Source organism: Helicobacter sp. 13S00482-2, from assembly GCF_002272795.1.
Taxonomy (GTDB): Bacteria; Campylobacterota; Campylobacteria; order Campylobacterales; family Helicobacteraceae; genus Helicobacter_J.
In genome coordinates this window covers 74,001-98,733 of the sequence record NZ_MLAT01000003.1, presented here as the reverse complement: position 1 = coordinate 98,733, position 24,733 = coordinate 74,001, and the positions used below count along the sequence as shown (strand labels likewise).

Here is a 24,733-nt window from a genome sequence, read left to right as displayed (position 1 = left end):
TGGCACATATGGTAGATGGAAAGGTAATTCTCATCACTGGCGGTACAGGAAGTTTTGGAAAAAAATTTGTCCAGAGTATTTTAACAAACCACAATCCAAAAAAAATTATTATTTATAGCCGGGATGAACTCAAACAATATGAGATGGCACAGATTTTTGTTGATAAAAGGATGCGTTATTTTATTGGTGATGTTAGAGATAAACAGAGACTTCAAGTAGCTCTAAGAGGTGTTGATATTTGTATTCATGCTGCTGCACTTAAGCACGTGCCTATTGCTGAATACAATCCAATGGAATGCATCAAGACCAATATTGAAGGTGCGAGTAATGTGGTAGATGGATGTTTGGAAAATGGGGTTAGCTCTATTATTGCTCTTAGCACCGATAAGGCTGCTAATCCCATCAATCTATATGGTGCAACCAAGCTTTGTAGCGACAAACTCTTTGTGACAGCCAATAATATTAAAGGTTCTCAAAATTCAAAGTTTGGGGTTGTGAGGTATGGAAATGTTGTTGGTAGCAGGGGAAGTGTGATACCCTTTTTTAAGCATTTGATAAAGCAAGGAGCAAAACAGATTCCTATCACTGATGAACGAATGACACGTTTTTGGATAACTTTAGAAGATGGTGTTAGATTTGTGCTTGATTGTTTAGAACGAATGCAAGGAGGAGAGATTTTTGTGCCCAAAATTCCAAGTATGAAAATCACTGATTTAGCCCTTGCTCTTGCTCCAAATATTCCGATGAAAATTGTTGGGATTCGACCAGGTGAGAAACTTCATGAGGTAATGATTCCAAGAGATGAATCACATTTGGCACTAGAGTTTGATAGGTTTTTTATTCTCACTCCTACGATAACTTTTCAAACCCCTATTGATTATAGCAAAACACTTAAAGGTGAGATAGGAAAGAGTGTGCAAGAAGGATTTGAATACAGTAGCGATGGAAATGATAAATGGCTCAATAAAGAACAGATATTGAAAATGAGTGAAGTTATTTCAGAATAAAGTCTAAAAAAGTGGAGTTTTGATGAAAAGCTTTGAATCTAGTTTGCAGAGTATGAATTTACTTAAAGATAAAAAGATATTGTTATTAGTGACAGGCTCCATAGCAGCTTATAAATCTCTTGAGTTAGCTAGTATGCTTAAAAAACTTGGAGCTTCTTTGTGTGTGGTGATGAGCGAGGAAGCAAAAAAATTTGTCACTCCATTATCCTTTGAGGCAATCACTCATTCTCGGGTTTTGCACATTCAGACTGAGGATTGGACGCATCAAGGTGCTAAAATAGCATGTAATCATATTTCTTATGCAGCTTGGGCAGATGTGGCAATTCTTGCTCCTGCTACGGCCAATACGATTGCTAAAATGGCTTTTGGTGTGAGTGATAATCTTGTTTTGAGTACCTTGTTAGCGTGTGATAAAACCAAATTTATCGCTCCTGCAATGAATACAAAGATGTTTGAAGCTCCTCAGATTCAAGAAGCTATTTCTAAGCTCAAGCATTTAGGTTTTGAAATCATTGAGCCTAGAGTTTCTATGCTTGCTTGTGATACTTATGGAAAAGGCGCAATGGAGGAAGTTTTAGAGATTGTTTTTGCACTCACAAGAGAGATCTCTCAAAATTCTTTTTGGAAAAATAAGCAAGTTATTATCACAGGTGGGGGGAGTATTGAAAATATCGATTCTGTCAGATATATTTCAAATTATTCTAGTGGGCTTCAAGCGAGTTATTTAGCCATAGCACTTTATCTTTTGGGTGGGAGAGTTAGTCTTATTTCTTCAATTTTTCCTATTGAGTTGCCTTCAAAAATAGAATGCGTGAGAGTAAAAACAGCTCATTCATATTTGCAAGCGATTATCTCTAAAATACCCTCTAGCGGACAAGGATTTTTATTTATGGCAGCAGCCATCAGTGATTATGCACCTAAAAATCCTTCGAACACAAAACTAAAAAAAGATAAAATAGGAGAAAATTGGGAGATAGAATGTGAAAAAAATCCTGATATTCTCAAAGAGGTGAATTCTTCAAATCTCATTAAAATAGGCTTTAAGGCCGAATCTGAACAAAGCAATGCAATTTCTTGTGCTAAAAAGCTTTTAGATCCTCTAGAGGAAGGCGGGAAAGGCTGTACAGCAGTATGCTTGAATGTGATTGGGAAATACAATCCTTTTGGTGCAGAAGAAAATGAAATGATATTTTTCTCTAAAAATAGCACTTATCATACTGGTTTTAAAACCAAACTCAATATTGGGTTTGAGATTGCTGATTTTGTTCAAAATCTTCTGTGTTAAAGCATATCAAAGCTCTAAGTGAGCTCTCCAAAATTGGAGGCGAAGTCAAAAATATCACCGAATTCAATGGAACATTGCCTATTTTGTTAAAAGTGCTTTCAAAACAAAAAAATGGAGAGTTTTTGTTGAAAATGGGCAATACTGAAATAAGCACTAGAAGCCAGAAAGAACTGATTGTAGGCCAGGAATATTGGGCAAATATGTCTAAAAGTTCAGTTGGTGCAATCATTCTATCAAATCTTATTCGTACTCCCAAGATGCTTAATATGATAGAAAAAAGTCCTTTGAAGTTTATTATTAGAGATTTGGATAAACTTTTTCAAGAATCCAAATCAGATGGCTTTAGAGAGTATAAAGATTTCCTGCTAGATAAATTGCTTTTAGTTCAAAATAGGTTAGAGTTTTTAACTTTGAGTAATTTACTTCTTTCTTTGCATAATGAAGTGTTATCTCTAGTAATTTCTGATGGAAATAAAAATGAGCTTGTGCAGGTGAGAAAAAGCAAAAACAAAAAGCAGAGTTTAGAATTTTATGGCCTCTATCCACATCTTGGTGAAATAAAAGGAAGGATTTATTTGTTAGAGCGTGGGGTTGGGGTTGAAATATGGGTGCTTTATGAAAGTGTAAAAAAAATACTAGAAGAAAATAAGAATAAACTAAAGGGTTTTGAATCTATAGCCATTTATCAAAAAAAAGAGATCGTCCCTTTATTTGAGTTTGAAGAAGGATTTTTAGATATCAAGGCCTAATATTTTAATCCTATTTGTTTTTTTTGTTAATATTACTAAAATATAATATTAAAAAATAATACAATAAATTATTTAATATTTATTAAAAATTATTTATTTAGATATCTTTATATTAATAATTAATAATAATAAAGTATATAAAAATAATAACTATTTAATCATAATGATAACTTATATCATTATGATTAAATGAAATATTTAAATTAAATATTATTTGTGTTATAATAAAATTTATAATTTATTGTTGTGACTCATGATTTTTATTAGAATCTATTTTATATATTTTGATTGGTAAATATGAAAAAAATTTTGTTGATAATTTGTTTTTATTCAGAGATGGTTTTTGGGGCGGGATTTATTTTTATAGAACCAAAAATCGGTATCACTCCTTATCAAAACTTTCAGTCCAGGACAGAATCTGAGACTTTGAATGATTTTTTTGATTATGGATCGGATATTTATTTTCCTATTCCAAAAATGACAGGTTTTGATATTGGGATTGGTGCTGAGATAAGGAGAATTCATCCGTTATTGAGTAATAAGAAGAATGTAGGATTATTTTTCACACTTCTGAAGCTTCCTACATTTCTTGATACTAAGATTGTTAGTAGAATTGGATTTTTACAAAATATTACTTTAAAAAAAACTTTTTATTATGCTTTTGGTATTGAAAAATCTATTCATCGCCTAGTTTTTCAGGTTTTATTTGATGATATGCAAATTAATGATAGCAATATGAATTCACATTATCGTTCAGTTGTTTTCAAAATGGGAGTGAAAATTTGAAAAAGGTTTGGATTTTTTTGATTGTTTTGAAGGTTTGGGGTGATAATGCCGATTTACAACTTCAAAATCAAAATAGAGTTTTGGATTTATTAAATAAAGAAAAAGAAGAAAAATATATTCAAGAACAGCTTCAGTATCCAGATAAATATCGCAATGAACCTGAAGGAAAAATACAAGAATTTGAAGATGGTAAAGAATATTTTTTTAAAAATATTAGCATACAAAGTGAGTATAAAGTTCCTAAGACAATCGTTAAAATATTAAAAAATTATGAGAATAAAGCTTTAAAAAAACAAGATATTTTTGAGTTAATCAAAGAAACGAGTGAGTATTATGTTAGAAAAGGCTATACGACTACTTTAGTTACAATAAAATCAGGTAATGTGAAAACTGGAAAATTAGTTTTAGAAGTCAAATTTGGGTATATCAATAGCATTCAGATTAAGGATTCTAAATATTCTAAACTCAGGGTGTTTGACGCTTTTCCCATCAAAAAAGGTAATTTGTTAGATATTTATGCACTAGATCAGGGATTAGAGAATCTCAATAATGGTGGTTATTTGTATAAAATGGAGGTTGAGCCAAGTGAGAAAATGGAATATTCTGATGTTATCCTTGAAGAACACAAGATTGATGGAGGTATCAGTATAGGTCTAAATAATAGTTCCACTATAGATAAGGGTGCTTTTAGATCGGTGTTGGGCTTTAATCAATATAATTTACTTGGAATCAATGACACATTATTTTTGACTTATATGGAGCGTTTCATACATCATCGTGATAAGAATAAGGAGAGCATCTATTCAGGGAGTTATTCTATTCCATTTAAGTATTGGAAATTTTCTTATTCTGTGAGCTATACAGATAGCTACATTGATATAATGGGTCAGTTTGGGAGTTATACTAATAAAAGTCAAAATCTTCGCCAAACCTTCAGAATACAAAGAGTTTTGCATAGAAATAAAAATAGCAAAACAACTCTTTATTTTCAAACCAAACTGAGGAGACAAAAAAATCATATTAATGATCTTCTGATAGAAATAAATAGTAAAAATTATACAGTTGTTAGTACAGGGATAGAGCACATTAATAAGGTATTTGGCGGGAATTTGTATCTTGATATGGAGTATTTGCGTGGAGTGCCTATATTTGGTGGGGAAGGCAATACGAAAAATTCTATTTTTAAGGCCGAGTATAACAAGATTAATTTGAATGCTTCTTGGCAAAAATATCTTTATTATAGTCCTTATATTGCGCTCATGTATCGTTTGAATATTGGGGCGAGTTATAGTAATGATGAATTGTTTTATGCCGATAAATTTTTTATTGGGGATCAATACACTGTGAGAGGCTTCAAGGAGAGTTCATTGGCACTTGATGAGGGCGGATATATCGCTAATACTATTACTTTAAAACCTATTTATTTTCAAGGGAGTATTTGGAATATTGAGCCATTTTTTGGATTGGATTATGGCGGAGGTAGAGATTATGGCCTGAATCATAGCGATCAGATTGCTGGATTTGCTTTTGGGGCAAATTATTTTTGGCAGGCTATTTCTCTTGGACTTACCATTTCAAAGCCGTTTCTTCGTTCTAAAGATATGCCTAAAGAATCAATGCCTATCTTTTTTAATTTAAATATTTCAATATAAATTATACTATCAAATATGTTTTTTTTATTAGTAAAAAATATTGTATCATTCCATCAAAAATTAACCTGAAAGAGCAGAAAATGAATTTAGAATTCCCCTTTAAAAGATTTTTATCTTTATCAATCACATTGACCCAGATTCTTTCTACGTGTGCAGTGAATCTTTCAGCAGCAGATTTAAGGCCTAGAAATAATATTCAGCCTTTGATGAATGATCCATTTGCACCTCAAATGAATCATTCTGCAAATGGGCGAGATGTCGTTAATATAGTAAATCCAAACTCTGAAGGTATTTCACATAACAAATATCAAAGTTTTGATGTAGCCAAAGAAAATGGAGTTATTCTGAATAATTCGCAATCAAATGGGGTATCGGTCACGGGCGGTTATGTAAGTGCTAATCCAAATATTTCCTCAAATGCCAAATTGATTATCAACGAAGTTTTATCTAATAAAAATACTTCTTTAGAGGGGACTATTGAAGTATTTGGCAAAAATGCAGATGTCATGATTGCTAATGAGAATGGTATTGTTGTTAATGGTGCATCTTTTATTAATGCTTCAGGAGTCACCCTAACTACGGGACTTATTGATAATATTAATCAACAAATTTTAGTTAGAAGAGGAAATGTTGATATTTTAGAAGGTGGACTAGGAATAGATGGAGACTATTTCTCTATAATCTCTAGAAGTATGGAACTTTCAGGAAATATTGCAAAGCTTGATGGAAGTCCAATTAAAAATGTGAACTTTATTGCTGGTTTGAATGACGTTAAATTGACAGTAGATATGAAAAATCCTATCATCAATCGTAGCCTCCAGTCTGCTTCAGAAAAGCCCAAACTTTCTATTGATGGAAATATGCTTGGATCTATGTATGTAGGCTATATTCATTTCATTAGTACCGAAGAAGGGGTAGGGGTACGACACTCTGGGGTGATTAAAAGTGCGAACGATATCGTTATTAATACTAAAGGAGATATAAGCACTGGCGGGTTGTTGGCTCAAAATATTGATTTGCAAACTTCTGGTGATTTTACAAATAAGGGAGTTGTCGTTGCCGATGAAGGACTTAAAGTTCAAGCTCATTCATTAAATAATGTCAGGACAGTTGATCCTGAGATTGCACAAAAATTAGGGATGGAATTAAAAACCTCTTATTTGCAGGCAAAAAATATTGATTTAAAAATGATAAATTTATCTAATGAAGGAATAATAATTGGTTTTGATAAAATTAATATGACTTCTTTAAATGAATCTAGTTATTTTAATAATAAAGGTAGCATTGCTTCTAAAAATCTTTTAATTCAAACTGCTACACTTGAAAATGCTGGAACACTCTCTTCAGGCGATCTTAAACTTGAAGCCTCTGAAAAAGCTCTCTCTTCTGGAGGAATTGAAGCAGATTCTTTGAATGTAAAAACCAAGAACCTTGATAATGAAGGAAAGCTTGTTGCTAATACAGGAACATTTAACACCGATAGCTTTCAAAATAAAGGAGAGATGCAAGTAGGTTCTTTAAGTGTATCAACTAAAAATCTTTCTAATGAAGGCAAACTCGTTGCTAATACTGCAGATTTAAATGCAGATGATCTTCAAAACAAAGGAGACATGCAAGCAATTTCTTTGAATTTAAAAACAAAGAATATTAACAATCAAGATAAAGGTAGCATTGCTTCTAAAAATCTTTTAATTCAAACTGCTACACTTGAAAATGCTGGAACACTCTCTTCAGGCGATCTTAAACTTGAAGCCTCTGAAAAAGCTCTCTCTTCTGGAGGAATTGAAGCAGATTCTTTGAATGTAAAAACCAAGAACCTTGATAATGAAGGAAAGCTTGTTGCTAATACAGGAACATTTAACACCGATAGCTTTCAAAATAAAGGAGAGATGCAAGTAGGTTCTTTAAGTGTATCAACTAAAAATCTTTCTAATGAAGGCAAACTCGTTGCTAATACTGCAGATTTAAATGCAGATGATCTTCAAAACAAAGGAGACATGCAAGTAGGTACTCTAAGCCTAGATGCTCAAAGATTAATCAATACTTCTAAAATTAGTACTTCTAACGCACAATTGAAGATTCTAGATTTGAATAATAGTGGAAGTATTCAGAGTCAAAATCAGTTATTTTTAACTTTTAAGGATGCTTCTAAAAATCTCTCCGAATTTTTTCACAACAATGATGGTGTGCTTGAGAGCAATAATATTTTAAGTATCAAGGGCGGGTCGGTAGATATTGATTCTGGATTTGGAAAAGTTATGGCCAATATGAGATTATTGATTGAAAGCAGTGGAGATATTTTCATTAAAAAAGACTTTAGTAATGTCGGCTCAATCGGATTGAAGGCTACTGGAACCATCTATAACGATCCTAATATACTTTTGGCTTCTCAAAATGATCTTTATTTAAATTCAAAAGCTTTTTTAAATAATTCTGGAGGTTATCTTTTTGGAAAAAATATCACTATTGAATCTGATGAAATAACCAACAACGAAAATAGTTTTATAGATGCCCAATCTGAAATGTCTCTTAAGGCAACTACAATCAATAATAATATGGGTGTGATAAATTCCGGCGGAGATATGCAGCTTTTTGTTAAGAATTTGAACAATAACGCAAAAACTTCTGGAAGTATTGATTTTGAAAATATTAATTCCATTGGTTGGTTGCACTATTATTTTGAAAAAGATTATTTTGGAAACAGAAATTTTAACGCATCTTATCTTGCCTATAGAATCATCAATAATTTGGAAAATAAACAAGCACTTATTAGATCTGGAGGTAATATTAATATTGGATTTGGAGATAACAACGCTGATGTAAATAACAACGACTCTGTGATTAGTGCATCCAAAGACATTTTTATCAAGGGTAATGTTTATAATACGACAACTCAAAAGCAATATGATGTTGCAAGTTTATTGAGGAAATTTTCTATTAATAGGGTAGAAGCAAAGCCAACATATTTTGGAGGAAGCAACACTGTTTATCGTCTTGGAGATGGGGATCCTTTGCAAATTTTAGATAAAGCAAAAAATTCAAATGATGATAATGCAGGTTATTTTGGATTGCTAAAAGATTTAGCAGGAAAAAATGATCTTTTTAGATTCCTTATGGCGAAAGCTTTTGGAAGTGATTGGCTTTCTCAAAGCGACCCTAAAAAACTTCATTTTAATGAAAATGCAAAGATGCTCTTCACTCCTAAAAATCCCGCTCAAATTATTGCTGGTAACAATATCAGTATTCTTGGAGGGGCTGTTTATAACTCTACAGGTTCAATTCAAGAAATCAAAGCAGATATTAATAATATCAAGGCAAATTTAAAAGATATTCAAAATTTTGATGCTAGTAATGCTCAAACTCCTCAGGATGTTTCAGATTCTCCTAAACCCCAAAATCAAGAACCTCTTAAAGACAAAAAGATCTTCAATGGAGAAGTTTTACAATCTGCGGGTTTGAGTGAGGAAGAAATATTACAAATTGGTAACAAGCCTTTATTTCATATAAATAGTGCTGAACTCAATTCAAAAACAAACAACCCTGTTGAAGTTAAACCTAAAAATGACAATGATTTTAATTTGCAGATAGGCACCCCTGTTGAAGTTAAAACCCAATCAGTTCATGTAAATAGTGCTGAACTCAATTCAAAAACAAACAACCCTGTTGAAGTTAAACCCAAAAATGACAATGATTTGAATTTGCAGATAGGCACCCCTGTTGAAGTTAAAACCCAATCAGTTCATGTAAATAGTGCTGAACTCAATTCAAAAACAAACAACCCTGTTGAAGTTAAACCCAAAAATGACAATGAACTCAATTCAAAAACAAACAACCCTGTTGAAGTTAAACCCAAAAATGACAATGATTTGAGTTTGCAGTTAAGCAAGCATGTTGAAGTTAAGCCTCAATCAGTTGATATAAATGGTAATGACCTGAACTCAAAAATTAGCTATTACATTGAGACTAGACCAGACTTGGTTGATATGAGTAAATTTTATGGCTCCAAGTATTTTTTCACTCAAATAGGTTATGCTCCCAATAAGCCCATCTCTGTTATTGGGGATGCTTATTATGAAAATAGACTTTTAGATCAACAACTTACCAAGAATTTAGGTTATAGCAATTCTTTAAGTGCTAATGATGTAAAAGATTTGCTAGATAATGCCGTTTTGGAGCAAAAAAATCTTGGATTGGTTGTTGGTAAACCTTTGACCGAGGAACAGGTTTCAAAACTTCATAAAGATATTGTTTGGTATGTCAATAAGAAAATCAATGGAAAAGATGTATTGGTTCCACAGTTGTATTATTCTAAAAATACATCTTTTAAGAAAAACGATGTTACTGAGGGTTCAAATATAGCTTCTTCAGGTGATATGTTTTTAGATGTAGGCACATTTCAAAATAAATTTTCTGATATTCAAGCAGGAAACACCCTAGCTATAAAAGCTAATGAGGATGTGAAGAATATTGGTGGGACGATTTCAGGGGGCGATATTGCAATTAGTGCGAAGAGTTTTACATCTCAGAGCCAGTTAGGTATTGTTAAAGCTGGAAATTTTGAAACCTTGCATCAAGCTAAACTTTCATCTAGAGGAAACATTAATATTCAGACTCAAAAGAATATTAAGATTCAAAATTCTGCACTTTATTCTGATGGAAAAGATTCGAAAATTAATTTAATTTCAGATAATGGTCTGATTCAAATTCTTGATCAGACGATAAAAAAAGTAGATTATAAACAAGAAAATAATCAAAATACACACTCTTCTTGGGTGAGTAAAACAGTTATGGGTACTGGCTCAATCATACAGGGAGCCAATATTAATTTTAAGGCCGCTGAAGGCATTACAATCAAAAATTCTTTCTTATCGCAGAATTCAAAAGAAGGAAACGTCAATCTGATTTCAGATGGAAATATTAATATTATTCCAGGCACAAAAAATGTTGATACAAAAACTAATATTTCTTTTAGTGGTCTAAATGAAAATACTGGAATGTATGAATACTCCACGAAAACAAACATAAGTGAAAAATTACATCAGGCTCAAGGTAGCCTTATTTCAGCTTTGGGAAATATCAACATTCAAACCAATCAGAATTTGAAGATTCAATCCTCAGGCCTTAAAGCAGATAAAAAGATAGTCTTATCAGCAGGAGGCAAGGTTGATATTTTAGATTTTCAAAATACTTCTGTTTCGAATTCTTCTCATCTATCTGGGCAAGTTCTTGGAGTACAGGCAAGTTTTGAAAATCAATCTGCCTCCCTTTCTTCAGGGTCTTCCATACAATCTGGTGAGGGATTGTTTATTGATTCCCAAAAAAGTATCCATATTGTTGGATCTAGTCTTGATGGAGGAAAAGGGGATGTCATCCTTAACAGTAAGGAAGATTTAAAGATTGAAGCTGGAAAAAATACCCTTCACCAGGAGAGCACATCTTATGGTTTTGGAATTGTTGGTTCGGTAAGTGCTGGAGTGATGGGTTATGGAGTTTCTGCAGGATTTGGAATAAATCCAGGACAGAATTTTGCCAAGATTGATAATAACTTTGATCCAAAGAATCCGCTTCCTGAGAAACCACAAATGAATCTTTTAGCATCTATGGATGTTGGTTTGGAATTTAGTTATAACTCTCAAAAAACCGATCAGGTGCATTATACAAATTCAAGCATCAAAGCGGGAGGCAATATAGGGTCTGTTGTTGAAGGTTCCGCAGATATTGGGGGTGCAGATTTTGATTCATCCAAAGATATTATCTTAAAAGCTGCTTCTATTAAAACCACTAAGTATGTTGATCAGACTACAACTAGTGCTACAGGTTTTAGTATTTCAGCAAAACAGAGTGTGATTAGTACTACCACTGATGCAGTGAATATGATTTCAGACGTTGCAACAAAAGCTGGTAATGGAAAAGAACTTAATGCAGGAATTGTTGCTGCAGGAGTTGCAGGAGCAGTGACAAATCTTATATTTAATGATTTGGTGGGAGCTACTTCAATTCAACAGGGTGATTTTAAAATAAACCATCAAGATTCTCATAAAACTTCCGAAAATATCACAAAAATAACTGCAGGGGGCAATATTTTGCTCCAAAGCACCAAGGGGAATGTTGATTTAACCGGTGTTGCAGTTAAAGGAAATTCGCTAGATATTGACTCGGCAAAAGATATTAATATTATGGCTGCAAAGAGCACCAATGAAGAAAAAGGATTTTCTTTGGGGGTTATGGGGAAACTCTATGAATCAGCAGGTTATTCAGCTTTATGGGGAAGTAACACTGATATTGGAGTTGGAGGGAATGTAAATGTTTCTTATAATGAAAATAATGAAACCTCTTATCAAGCTTCAACTTTCGATATTAAAGATCAGGCTAAACTTTCTTCTAAGGGAGATCTAAGCATTATTGGTGGGAGAATTGATGCTGGAACTGCAGATATTCAAGTAGGTGGCGATTTGAATATTCAAAGTGTTATCGATTCTAAAAATTCTAAGAGTGCGAATGCAAGTTTAGGCGGGACTGTTTCTTTAGGTCTAGCAACCAACACTATTGGTAAGGGGGATTTTTCCTTAAACGGAGGTGCTGGATATCATTATGAAAACTCCAAAAGCGTGGGTGTTCAAGCTGGTATTAGCACTAAAGGGAAATTAAATGTTAATGTCAAAGGAAATGCAAATCTTCAGGGAGCTGTTTTGGATTCTAAAGCCCAAGAAGGGTCATTTGACGTAGGAGGAAAACTTAATATTTCAGATTTGGATTTACATAAGGACATTGGTGGGGGAAATGTAAACCTATCTGGAGGATTGACAGGTAATTTTGGGGGTGAAATCAGCATAGCTGATCATTCAAAACAAGAAGGAAAACTTCATAGTGCAATTAACATTAACACCAATGCTAAAGAAGGGGTTTCTATAAATGGATCACAGTCTTCTTCTGTTAAGGATATCTATAGTGATACTCAAAAAACGAACGTAATTCTTTCAAGCGAGTCCTTCACAGGCGGAGATATCGGTTTTACTGTTGATGCTAATCGAGCTAAAGAGATCTTAGGCTCTCACAATAATCATCCACACAATGATAATGATTCATTAAACAATAATGGTGAATCTATTCCTTTAGGACCTATTCAACCTGGCGAGAATGGGTCAAGTGGACTTGAAGGAGCACAGGGAGTTTCTGCAAACCCAACTGATGCTAATCATTCTGAGTCTTCATTATTACAAGGAGCACAGGGAGTTTCTACAAATTCTTCTTCATCCAAGCAATCTTTAACTGAAAAAATGAAAAACTTTTTTGGAAAAAGTAAAGGTTCTTATGACGTTAAAGATTTGAATTCTGATGCTAATAGTGATATGCAAATGACATCCCATAAGCCTTCTAGTGAAGGTCATCAAGAGCAGCCTGCTGAACCTTCATTATTACAAGGAGCACAAGGAGTTTCTACAAATCCTTCTTCATCCAAGCAATCTTTAACTGAAAAAATGAAAAACTTTTTTGGAAAAAGTAAAGGTTCTTATGATGTTAAAGATTTGAATTCTGATGCTAATAGTGATATGCAAATGACATCCCATAAGCCTTCTAGTGAAGGTCATGAAGTCCTACCTTCTGCTGAAGGTCATCAAGAGCAGCCTGTTAGTGATCCTTCTGCACTATATGCAAAGGTCATAAAACCAAAACAACCAACTGATGCTAATCATTCTGAATACTCTTTATTAGGAGCACCTCAAGGAACCGATGGTAATCCAACTGGTACTAATCATTCTGAATCTTCATTATTACAAGGAGCACAGGGAGTTTCTACAAATCCAACTGAACCTAGCAATCACTCTGAATACTCATTGGTAGGAGCACCTCAGGAAAATCCAGCTAGTAACAATCCTGACCCTTCTGCACTATATGCAAAGGTATCAAAACCAAAAAAACCAACTGATGGTAATCACTCTGAATACTCTTTATTAGGAGCACCTCAAGGAACTGATGCAAACCCAACTGATGCTAATCATTCTGAACCTTCATTATTACAAGGAGCACAAGGAGTTTCTACAAATCCTTCTTCATCCAAGCAATCTTTAACTGAAAAAATGAAAAACTTTTTTGGAAAAAGTAAAGGTTCTTATGATGTTAAAGATTTGAATTCTGATGCTAATAGTGATATGCAAATGACATCCCATAAGCCTTCTAGTGAAGGTCATGAAGTTCTACCTCATAATGAATCTCATGAAGAGCAGCCTTATGGTAAGGTTCATGATGCTCTGCCTCATAGTGATGTTTATGGTCCTCTACCTTATAGCGAAGTTTATGACGCCCTACCTTTTGATGGAGTTCATGACACCTCGCCTCATAGTGAATCTAATGACACTCCACCTCCTCTCCCTCCTAAGTCAGATTTTGTACTTTCTGAACAACAAGCTTTAGCTAAACATCAAAATGATTTACATAAATTTGCAGATATGGGAGAAGAAGTACCTCCTAGGGTTCCTATGGATAGAGAAAATAAATCATCTGAAGGAGATGTGAAGGATTTAAAAGATTTACTTGATCGAAGTGTGTTCAATATTCAAGATTTGAATTTATCTCAAAGTAATGATCTACTCAATGCGATTGCAAAAAATCCAATTTTTACAAACAATCAAGAAAATGAGCATCGTAACAGTAATGGAAGTCTAAAGAACTATATGAATGAGTTGCTTTCAGAAGTTGGAGAGAATTTCCCCCATAAACCAGAAGCTGAAGACTACGAAGAGCTCAGGCAGAATATTTATACAAATTTAGAAGAAAAGATGATGAATAATCCTAAAATAGAGGATTACATCAAAAATTTTAATCCTTCAAATCAAGAACATTATGAGAGATTAGCTAAAGAATTAATCACTCATTATTCTGATGCATTAAAGGATGCAAAACTAAATACTACAGATACAAATGTTCATTTTTCAGGAGATATTAAAAATGGATTTTATTCTCCAAATGATGGCGATATTCATATGCCCACACCCAAGAATTATCTAAAAAATTATTTTAAAAATCAAAATCCTACTCCAGAAGAAGTGGGCTTACATGTCTTAAATGAAGTAGTCCGTGAGATGACTCACAAACAACAAGATCTTCTTGTTAAAAATATGGATAATCCTGACATTTCTCAAAATATTAAAGATTATGCCTCCCTCATTGATTTGAATTTTAAGTTTTCTCCAAATGCCAATAAAGATGCTCATCATTTAGATCCTAATAATATTCTAAATAAAGAAGCTTCTGACCATGGCAACACGACGATGAGGAAATATGGAGATTTCATCAGAGGAAATTCTTCTAGTGATAATCCAGGCGATTTAGCACAAACTAAAAATACCAAGCAAAAAAAGCCATTCCTTGAGAGATTACGAAATGTATTTGCTAAAAAAAATCCTCAATTCGAACATCTAGTTCAGAATCCTGAACCTTCATTAGAACAAGGAGTACAGGGCACTGATGCAAATTCAACTGGTACTAGTGAGAATGTTGATCCTTTATATGAAGTGATACCTGAACCAGGACATCCAGTTCTTGGCACTAGCAACAATCCTGAACCTTCATTATTACAAGGAGCACAGGGAGTTTCTACAAATCCAACTGGTACTAATGAGAATTTTGACCCTTCTGCACTATATGCAAAGGTATCAAAACCAAAAAAACCAACTGATGCAAATCACTCTGAATATTCTTTATTACAGGCACCTCAGGAGAATCCAGCTAGCAATCATTCTGAATATTCTTTATTAGGAGCACCTCAGGAGAATCCAGCTAGCAACAATCCTGATCCTTCTGCACTATATGCAAAGGTATCAAAACCAAAAAAACCAACTGATGCTAATCACTCTGAATACTCATTGGTAGGAGCACCTCAAGGAAGCGATGCTAATCCAACTGGTACTAATCATCCTGAACCTTCTTTCCTACAAGGAGCACAGGGAGTTTCTACAAATCCTTCTTCATCCAATCAGGAAGCTCAGAATACTTCTACAAATCCTTCTAGTGAAGCTCATCAAGAGCAGCCTGTTAGTGACCCTTCTGCACTATATGCAAAGGTATCAAAACCAAAAAAACCAACTGATGCAAATCATTCTGAATACTCATTGGTAGGAGCACCTCAAGGAAGCGATGCTAATCCAACTGGTACTAATCATCCTGAACCTTCTTTCCTACAAGGAGCACAGGGAGTTTCTACAAATCCAACTGAACCTCATGATGATCTGCTTTATAATGATGTTTATGCTCCTCTATCTCGTAATGGACTTTCTAATGAAGTTCGTGGCATTTCACCTCATAGCGAACCTCATGATGATCTGCTTTATAATGATGTTTATGCTCATCTATCTCGTAATGGACTTTCTAATGAAGTTCATGACACTCCACCTCCTCTCCCTCCTAAATCAGATTTTGTACTTTCTCAACAAGCTTTAGCTAAACATCAAAATGATTTACATAAATTTGCAGATATGGGAGAAGAAGTACCTCCTAGGGTTCCTATGGATAGAGAAAATAAATTATCTGAAGGAGATGTGAAAGATTTAAAAGACCTGCTTGATCGAAGTGCATCCAATATTCAAGAATTAAATTTATCACAAAGTGCTGATTTGCTCAATGGAATTGGAACAAATCTAGTTTTTATAAAAAATCAAGAACAAGAGGGTCTAAAAACTGACTTTATTCGGTTGTTTTCAAACGTTGCAGATGATGTTCTTAATAAGCCAGATTCTAAAGAATATAGAGATCTTACAGATTCTATTTTTCACTCTTTGGAAAAAAATATAACAAGTAGTCCTAGAATAAAAAGTTATGTCAGAAATTTTGATCCTTCAGATCAAGATCATTATGAAAGATTAGCTAAAGAAGTGATCAAAAACTATTCTAAAGCTTTGGCTGATGAAGGTTTTAATATCACAAATACAAAGACTGTTTTTTCAGACGTTTTTGAGCATATTTTTTATTCCTTAGATGATCATAGTATCAATATTCCCACACCTGAGAAATATATAAGGGCTTACGTTTCAAATCAAAATCCCACTCCACAAGAAGTTGCCTTACAATTTTTAAATAATATTGTTTATCAGATGACTCATAAACAACAAGATTTTCTTGTTACAAATATGGAGAATTTTGGATTCACGCAAAATACTAAAGACTATCTTTCTCTAATGGATTTAAATTATAATTATTATGCTAATTATCTAGTGCATGGTTTTGATTTGGCTAGTCATCAGATTCTAGAAAAACAGGCCTCTACTCAAGGTAAAAATATAGCAGAGGCATTTAAAAATAGCGTAATGAATCATCCTTCATTCGAGCTTTCTGAAACACCTCCTCTCCCTCTTAAATCAGATTTTGTACTTTCTGAACAAGCTTTGATCAAACATCAAAACGATTCACATACTAGCGAAGGAGATGTGAAGGATTTAAAAGATTTACTTAAACGAAGTGCATCCAATATTCACGAATTGGATTTATCTCAAAGTGCTGATTTGCTCAATGCTATTGGAAGAAATCCAATTCTTTTAGCAAATGAAGAACGAGAGGGGCTAAAAAATGATTTTATTGGCTTGCTTTCAGATGCTTCAGATGATGTTCTTAATAAGCCAGGTTCTAAAGATTATAAAGATCTTAGAGGTACTATTTATGCAAATTTAGAACAAAAAATAATGAATAATCCTAAAATAGAAAACTATATCAGAAATTTTGATCCTTTAAATCAAGATCATTATGAAGGATTAGCCAAAGAAGCGATCAAAGACTATTCTAGTACTTTAGCTGATCAAGGTTTTAATATCACAGATACACAGACTGTTTTTTCAGATCAGTTTGGTAATGCTTTTTATCATCCTAAAGGTAGTATTAATATTCCCACACCTGAAAAATATGTAGAGGCTTACCTTCCAAATCAAAACCCCACTCCACAAGATGTCGCCTTGCATCTTTTAAGTACCGTTGTTCATGAGATGACCCATAAACAACAGCAGTTTTTTGTTCATAATATCGATAATCCTCTATTCACGCAAAATGCCAAAGACTATATCTCTATGGTTCGTTTAAATTATCAATTTTATGCTCAATTTCGAACCGATGGTATTCATTTGGCTAATAGACAGATTCTGGAAAAAGAGGCCTCTGATCAAGGTGAAGGTATAGCAGAGGTATTTAAAAATAGCGTGATGAGTCGTCCTTTATTTAAAGCTCCTCAATTACCGCAAACACCTCAAGGAAGCGATGCTAATCCAACTGGTGCTAATCATCCTGAACCTTCTTTCCTGCAAGGAGCACAAGGAGTTTCTACAAATCCAACTGAACCTAGCAATCATTCTGAATATTCATTATTAGGAGCACCTCAGGAAAATCCAGCTAGCAATCATCCTTCAAACCAAGATAATGGATTTGAAGAAACACTTGTTATTAAATACTCTGAAAGTCCTGAGCAACAAAATTTTGCTCCAAATCCTATTAAAAATATAATTCAAGGAGCACAAGCACCTCATGGAGCTTCCACAAATCCTCCTAGCACTAGCAACAATCCTGAATCTTCTGCACTACAAGGAGCACAGGGAGTTTCTACAAACCCTTCTTTAGCTAATCAAGAAGCCCAGAATGCTTCTGGAAATCCTTCTTCATCCAAGCAATCCTTAGCTAAAAAAATCAAAAACTTTTTTAGAAAAAATAAAGGCTCTTATAATGTTAAAGATTTAAATCCTGATACTAATGGTGATGTCCAAACCACATCTTATAAGCCTCATAGTGAGGTTCATGAAAACTTGCCTCCAAAATCAGATTTTGTACTTTCTCAACAAGCTTTAGCTAAACATCAAAATGATTTACATAAATTTGCAGATATGGGAGAAGAAGTACCTCCTAGGGTTCCTATGGAGGGAGAAATCAAATCACCTGAAGGAGATGTGAAGGATTTGATAGATTTGCTTGATCGAAGTGTGTTTAATATTCAAGATTTGAATTTATCTCAAAGTGTCGATCTGCTCAATACAATAGTAAAAAATCCAATTTTTATAAATAATCAAGAAGTTCAGTATCCCGATAATCCAGATACTCTAAAGCACTATGTGGTTGACTTGCTTTCAGAAGTTGGAGAGAATTTTCCTTATACACCACAAGCTGCAGAATATAAAGCTCTTAGGGATGCTATTTATTCAAATTTACAACAGAACATAATAAATAATCCTAAAATAGAAGGTTATGTCAGAAATTTTGATTCTTCAGATCAAAAACATTATGAAAGATTAGCCAAAGAAGTGATCACTAATTATTCTGATGCATGGAAGGAAACAAAACTAAATATTACAGATACAAGTGTGCAATTTTCAGAAGATTATAAAAATGCATTTTATTCCCAATCTAATGATGGTGTTCATATTCCCACACCTGAGAATTATCTAAAAAGTTATTTTAAAAATCAAGAACCTACTTCACAACAAGTGGGCTTACACCTCATAAACACAGTAGTCCATGAGATGACCCATAAACAACAAAATCTTCTTATTAGAAATGTGAATAATCCTGAAATTTCTCAAAGCATTAAAGATTATACCCCCCTCATTGATTTGAATTTTAAATTTTATGCAAATGGGCATGTAGATGGTTATAATTTGTACCGAGGTCAGATTCTAGAAATAGAAGCTTTTAACCAGGGTCAGGCAATGATGAAAAAATATGCATATTTGTTTGGAGACAATCTTTTCAGTGATAATCCAGAGAATCTATCACAAAATAAAAATACTAAGCAAAAAAAGCCATTGCTTGAGAGATTACGAAATGTATTTACTAAAAAAAGTTCTCAAGATAGTGGAATTTCAATGATGCCTGAACCAGAACTTCTAGCTTCTGCTAGCAACAATCCTGAACCTTCATTATTACAAGGAACACAAGGAACACAAGCAGCACAGGGGACTTCTGAAAACCCTTCTTCATCCAAGCAATCCTTAGCTAAAAAAATCAAAAACTTTTTTAGAAAAAATAAAGGCTCTTATGATGTTAAAGATTTAAATCCTGATGCTAATGGTGATGTCCAAACTACATCTTATAAGAGTTCTAACCAAAACCATGAGCCTTTGCCTCCAAAATCAGATTTTGTACTTTCTCAACAAGCTTTAGCTAAACATCAAAATGATTTACATAAATTTGCAGATATGGGAGAAGAAGTACCTCCTAGGGTTCCTATGGATAGAGAAAATAAATCACCTGAAGGGGATGTGAAGGATTTACAAGATTTACTTGATCGAAGTGTGTTTAATATTCAAGATTTGAATTTATCTCAAAGTGTTGGTTTGCTCAATGGTGTGGCAAAAAATCCAATTTTTATAAACAATCAAGAAAGTGAGCATGCCAGCAATGATATAAGTCTAAAGCATTACATGATTGAATTGCTTTCAGAAGTTGGAGAGAATTTCCCTTATAAACCAGAAGCTAAAGACTATAAAGACCTTAGGAAAGATATTTATGCAAATCTAGAACAAAAAATAATAAATAATCCTAAAATAGAAAACTATGTCAGAAATTTTGATCCTTCAAATCAAGAACATTATGAGAGATTAGCTAAAGAGGTCATTGCTCATTATTCTGATGCATTAAAGGATGCAAAACTAAATACTACAGAGACGAATGTTCATTTTTTAGAAAATATTAAAGATGCATTTTATACTCAAACCAATGATGATATTCATATTCCCACACCCGAGAATTATTTAAGAAGCTATTTTAAAAATGAAAATCCTACTCCACAACAAGTTGGTATACATGTCCTAAACGCAGTAGTTCATGAGATGACTCACAAGCAACAAAATCTTCTTGTTAGAAATATGGACAATCCTGATATTTCTCAAAATATTAAAGATTATGCCTCTATCATTGATTTGAATTTTAAATTTTATGCAAATGGAAATAAAGATGGTTATCATTTGTATCGAAGCCAGATTCTAGAAAGAGAAGCTTTTGAACATGGTGATGAAACGATGAAGAAATATGCAGGTTTCATCAGAGAGAATCCTTCTAGCGATAATCTAGGGGATTTAGCAGAAACTAAAAATACCAAGCAAAAAAAGCCATTCCTTGAGAGATTACGAAATATATTTGCTAAAAAAAGTCCTCAATCAGAACATCCAGTTCTTGGTGCTAATGAGAATTCTGAATCTTCATTAGCACAAGGAGCACAGGGAACTGATGCAAATTCAACTGGTACTAGCAACAATCCTGAATCTTCTGCACTACAAGGAGCACAGGGAGTTTCTGTGAATAAGCCTCATAGTGAAGTTCATGATGATCCTATTTATAGTGAAGTTCGTGATGCCCTACCTTCTCATGAAGCTCATAATGATCCTATTTATAGTGAAGTTTATGATGCTCTGCCTCTTAATGGAGTTCATGACACTCTACCTCCTCTCCCTCCTAAATCAGATTTTGTACTTTCTCAACAAGCTTTAGTTAGCCATCAAAATGATTTACATAAATCTCAGAATATGGGAGAAGAAATACCTCCTAGAGTTCCTATGGATAGAGAAAATAAATTATCTGAAGGAGATGTGAAGGATTTAAAAGATTTACTTAAACGAAGTGCATCCAATATTCACGAATTGGATTTATCTCAAAGTGCTGATTTGCTTAATGCGATTGCAAGAAATCCAGTTTTTATTGGAAATGAAAAACGAGAGAGTTTAAAAACTGACTTTATTGACTTACTCTCAGATGCTTCAGATCATGTTCTCAATAAACCAGAATCTCAAGATTATAGAAAACTCAAAGGTGCTATTTCTCAATCCTTAGAACATAGAATAATGAATAATCCTAAAATCGAAAACTATGTCAAAAATTTTGATCCTTCAGATCAAAAACATTATGAAAGATTAGCTAAAGAAGCGATTAAAAATTATTCTCAAGCATTAAAGAAAGAAGGTTTTAATACTGCAAAGATACGTGTTATTTTTTCAGATAGCATTCAACATGCTTTTTATCGGGCTTCTAATAATAGTATTAATATTCCTACACCTGAGAATTATCTAAAGACTTACATAGAAAATAAAAACCCCACTCCACAAGAGGTTGCTTTAAATCTTTTAGATACTGTTGTTCATGAGATGACCCATAAACAACAGGATTTGTTCGTTAAAAATATGGATAATCCTCTATTCACGCAAAATACTAAAGAGTATCTTTCTTTGCTTAATTTGAATTATAAATTTTATGCTGAATATGAAACGGATGGTTCTGATTTGTCTGATCGTCAGATCATGGAAAAAGAAGCCATTACTCAAGCTGAAGATATAATAGGACGATTTAAAATTAATGTGATGACTCGTCCTTCATTTAGAGCTCCTGAACTACCACAAACACCTCAGGAGAATCTAGTTAGTGCTAACGACAATCCTGAACCTTTATCATTACAAGGATCACAGGGATTTTCCACAAATCCAGCTAGTGTTAGCAATCATCCTTCAAACCACGATAATGGATTTGAAGAAACACTTGTTATTAAATACTCTGAAAGTACTGAGCAACAAAATTTTGCTCCAAATCCTATTAAAAATATAATTCAAGGTGCACAAGGAGCTTCCACAAATCCTTCTTCATCCAATCAAGAAGTTCAGAATGTTTCCACAAATCCTCCTAGTGCTAGTAATAATCCTGAACCTTCATTATTACAAGGAGCACAAGCAGCACAAGGGACTTCTGAAAATCCTTCTTCATCCAAGCAATCTTTAGCTAAAAAAATCAAAAACTTTTTTAGAAAAAATAAAGGTTCTTATGATATTAAGGATTTGAATTCTGATACCGATAGTAATGTCCAAACTATATCTTACAAGAGTTCTAACCAAAACCATGAACCTCTCCCTCCCAAATCAGATTTTGTACTTTCTGAACAACAAGCTTTAGTTAGCCATCAAAATGATTTACATAAATCTCAAAATATGGGAGAAGAAATACCTCCTAGAGTTCCTATGGATAGAGAAAATAAATTATCTGAAGGAGATGTGAAAGATTTAAAAGACCTGCTTGATCGAAGTGCGTCTAATATTCATGAATTGGATTTATCTCAAAGTGCTGATTTGCTCAATGCTATTGGAAGAAATCCAATTCTTTTAGCAAATGAAGAACGAGAGGGGCTAAAAACTGACTTTATTCGGTTGTTTTCAAACGTTGCAGATGATGTTCTTAATAAACCAGATTCTAAAGAATATAGAGATCTTAAAGGTGCTATTTATGCAAATTTAGAACAAAAGATAATGAATAATCCTAAAATCGAAAACTATGTCAGAAATTTTGATCCTTTAAATCAGGATCATTATGAAGGATTGGCCAAAGAAGCGATCAAAAACTATTCTAGCGTTTTAGCTAATCAAGGTTTTAATATCACAAAAACACATGCTGTTTTTTCAGAAAACTTTGAGCATGCTCTGTATGATCCTCATACTAATAATATTCATATTCCTGCACCTCAGAATTATCTAAAAGCTTACCTTTCAAGTCAAAATTACACTCCAGAAGAGGTTGCCTTACATTTTTTAAATGCCATTGTTCATGAGATGACTCATAAACAACAAGATTTTCTTGTTACAAATATGGAGAATTTTGGATTCACGCAAAATACCAAAGACTATCTTTCGTTGATTGATTTGAATTATCGTTTTTATGCTGACTATACAGTTGATGATGTTAAGTTGGCTAATCATCAGGTTTTAGAAAAAGAAGCCATTACTCAAGCTGGAGAGATAGAAGAGGTATTTAAAAATAGCGTGATGACTCGTCCTTCATTTAGAGCCCCTGAACTACCACAAACACCTCAGGAGAATCTAGTTAGTGCTAACGACAATCCTGAACCTTTATCATTACAAGGATCACAGGGATTTTCCACAAATCCAGCTAGTGTTAGCAATCATCCTTCAGACCACGATAATGGATTTGAAGAAACATTTGTTATTAAATACTCTGAAGGGCCTGATCAACAAAACTTTGCTCCATCTAGAGAGATAAATCAAGGAGCACAGGGAGCTGCTGCAAACCCAGTTGCTGCTAACAACAATCCTGAACCTTCATTATTGCAAGGAGCACAGGGAGTTTCTACAAACCCTTCTTTAGCTAATCAAGAAGCCCAGAATGCTTCTGGAAATCCTTCTTCATCCAAGCAATCTTTAGCTAAAAAAATCAAAAACTTTTTTAGAAAAAATAAAGACTCTTATGATGTTGAAGATTTGAAATCCAATCCTAATGATATCAGTGTGATATCCTATCGGGATACCACTAATGATCTTTATCTCCAAGCAAACCCAGAAGGCGTTGATTCTTACGTTATTGAACATTTGCCTACGCGCAATATGAATCTTGAATCCATTCTTGATGGTGAAGCTAGTTTTGGAAATATAGCACTTGTGTATGGTTTGAGTTCAGATAGATACATCTTATATGAAAAAGTACCAAGTGAGGAGTTTAAAAAAAGACCTGTTTTGGCTGATGAATATCTTGATGCTTTAAATTTGAATCTAAATAAAGAAAAAAGAGAAAGATTTTATGATTTTATTGAAACCGTAGTTGCTGGAAATCCATCTTTAATGAAAGAAGAGATTTTGAATTATAAAGAACCTGTGAAAACTTCTAGAGATGAAGGAATAAATGCTATTCCAAAAGAAGATAATGCACAAATTCTTGAACAACTATTAGCCGATCCAGAAGTCTTAAGAGCTATTGATAATGCACATATCGCTAAAATGGGAATGCGTGTTATTGAAAATTTGATAAAAACTTACAAATTAGAAGAATTGCGTGATGCCATAGATACGAGAACAGATCCTGGAAATCTTCATCCTCATCAAAAGGAGTTATTCGATATTTATATGAAACATTTTTTCTCTGAAGATGGGAACATGTTTTTTGCTGCTAAAACTATTAATGTTCTTAAGAATGTTTTAGACTCGGGTGGAAAGATTTATTTCAACTTAGATAACATAGTGACAAGTTATGGTTATTTCACTAATTGGCTTCAGGAAGTCGATTTGGAAGGCTTGAAGGATCTTTATGATCCTAAGCATGAACATTATAATTCCATAACTTCACAAGAACTGAGGTATGTTTATGAAAATTATAGATCGCATCCTGGTTTAAAATTTACAATCAAAAAGCAAGTAATTGAAAATCCATTCAAGCTTCCTGAGATTGTTGGAGCTATAGAATCTGAACGTAGCAAGCATAATAAAACTGATGATTGAAAGACATCAAGACTTTTTAAGAGGCCTA

6 protein-coding genes are annotated in these 24,733 nt (G+C 33.5%); all 6 read left to right on the top strand.

Annotated elements, in window-relative coordinates; all coding sequences use genetic code 11:
• Window positions 1-8 precede the first annotated feature (8 nt).
• A complete protein-coding gene (pseB, locus tag BKH42_RS02555) occupies window positions 9-1,007 on the top strand; it encodes a UDP-N-acetylglucosamine 4,6-dehydratase (inverting) (RefSeq protein WP_095294669.1) in 999 nt (332 codons plus the stop codon).
• Window positions 1,008-1,029: 22 nt separating this feature from the next.
• Complete coding sequence (gene coaBC, locus BKH42_RS02550) at window positions 1,030-2,292, top strand: bifunctional phosphopantothenoylcysteine decarboxylase/phosphopantothenate--cysteine ligase CoaBC (protein WP_095294554.1); 1,263 nt, start codon at window positions 1,030-1,032, stop codon at window positions 2,290-2,292.
• Window positions 2,286-3,041 carry a hypothetical protein gene (locus BKH42_RS02545; protein WP_095294552.1) on the top strand — a complete coding sequence of 252 codons (756 nt, stop codon included), beginning with the start codon at window positions 2,286-2,288 and terminating at the stop codon, window positions 3,039-3,041. The genes coaBC and BKH42_RS02545 overlap by 7 nt, the downstream gene beginning before the upstream one ends.
• Window positions 3,042-3,338: 297 nt before the next feature.
• Window positions 3,339-3,827, top strand: coding sequence for a hypothetical protein (locus tag BKH42_RS02540; protein WP_095294550.1), 489 nt, complete (start codon window positions 3,339-3,341; stop codon window positions 3,825-3,827).
• A complete protein-coding gene (locus tag BKH42_RS02535) occupies window positions 3,824-5,479 on the top strand; it encodes a ShlB/FhaC/HecB family hemolysin secretion/activation protein (RefSeq protein WP_095294548.1) in 1,656 nt (551 codons plus the stop codon). Before BKH42_RS02540 ends, BKH42_RS02535 begins: the two co-directional genes overlap by 4 nt.
• Window positions 5,480-5,559: 80 nt before the next feature.
• A complete protein-coding gene (locus BKH42_RS02530; protein WP_095294546.1) occupies window positions 5,560-24,705 on the top strand; it encodes a hemagglutinin repeat-containing protein in 19,146 nt (6,381 codons plus the stop codon).
• The last annotated feature ends 28 nt before the right edge of the window (window positions 24,706-24,733 follow it).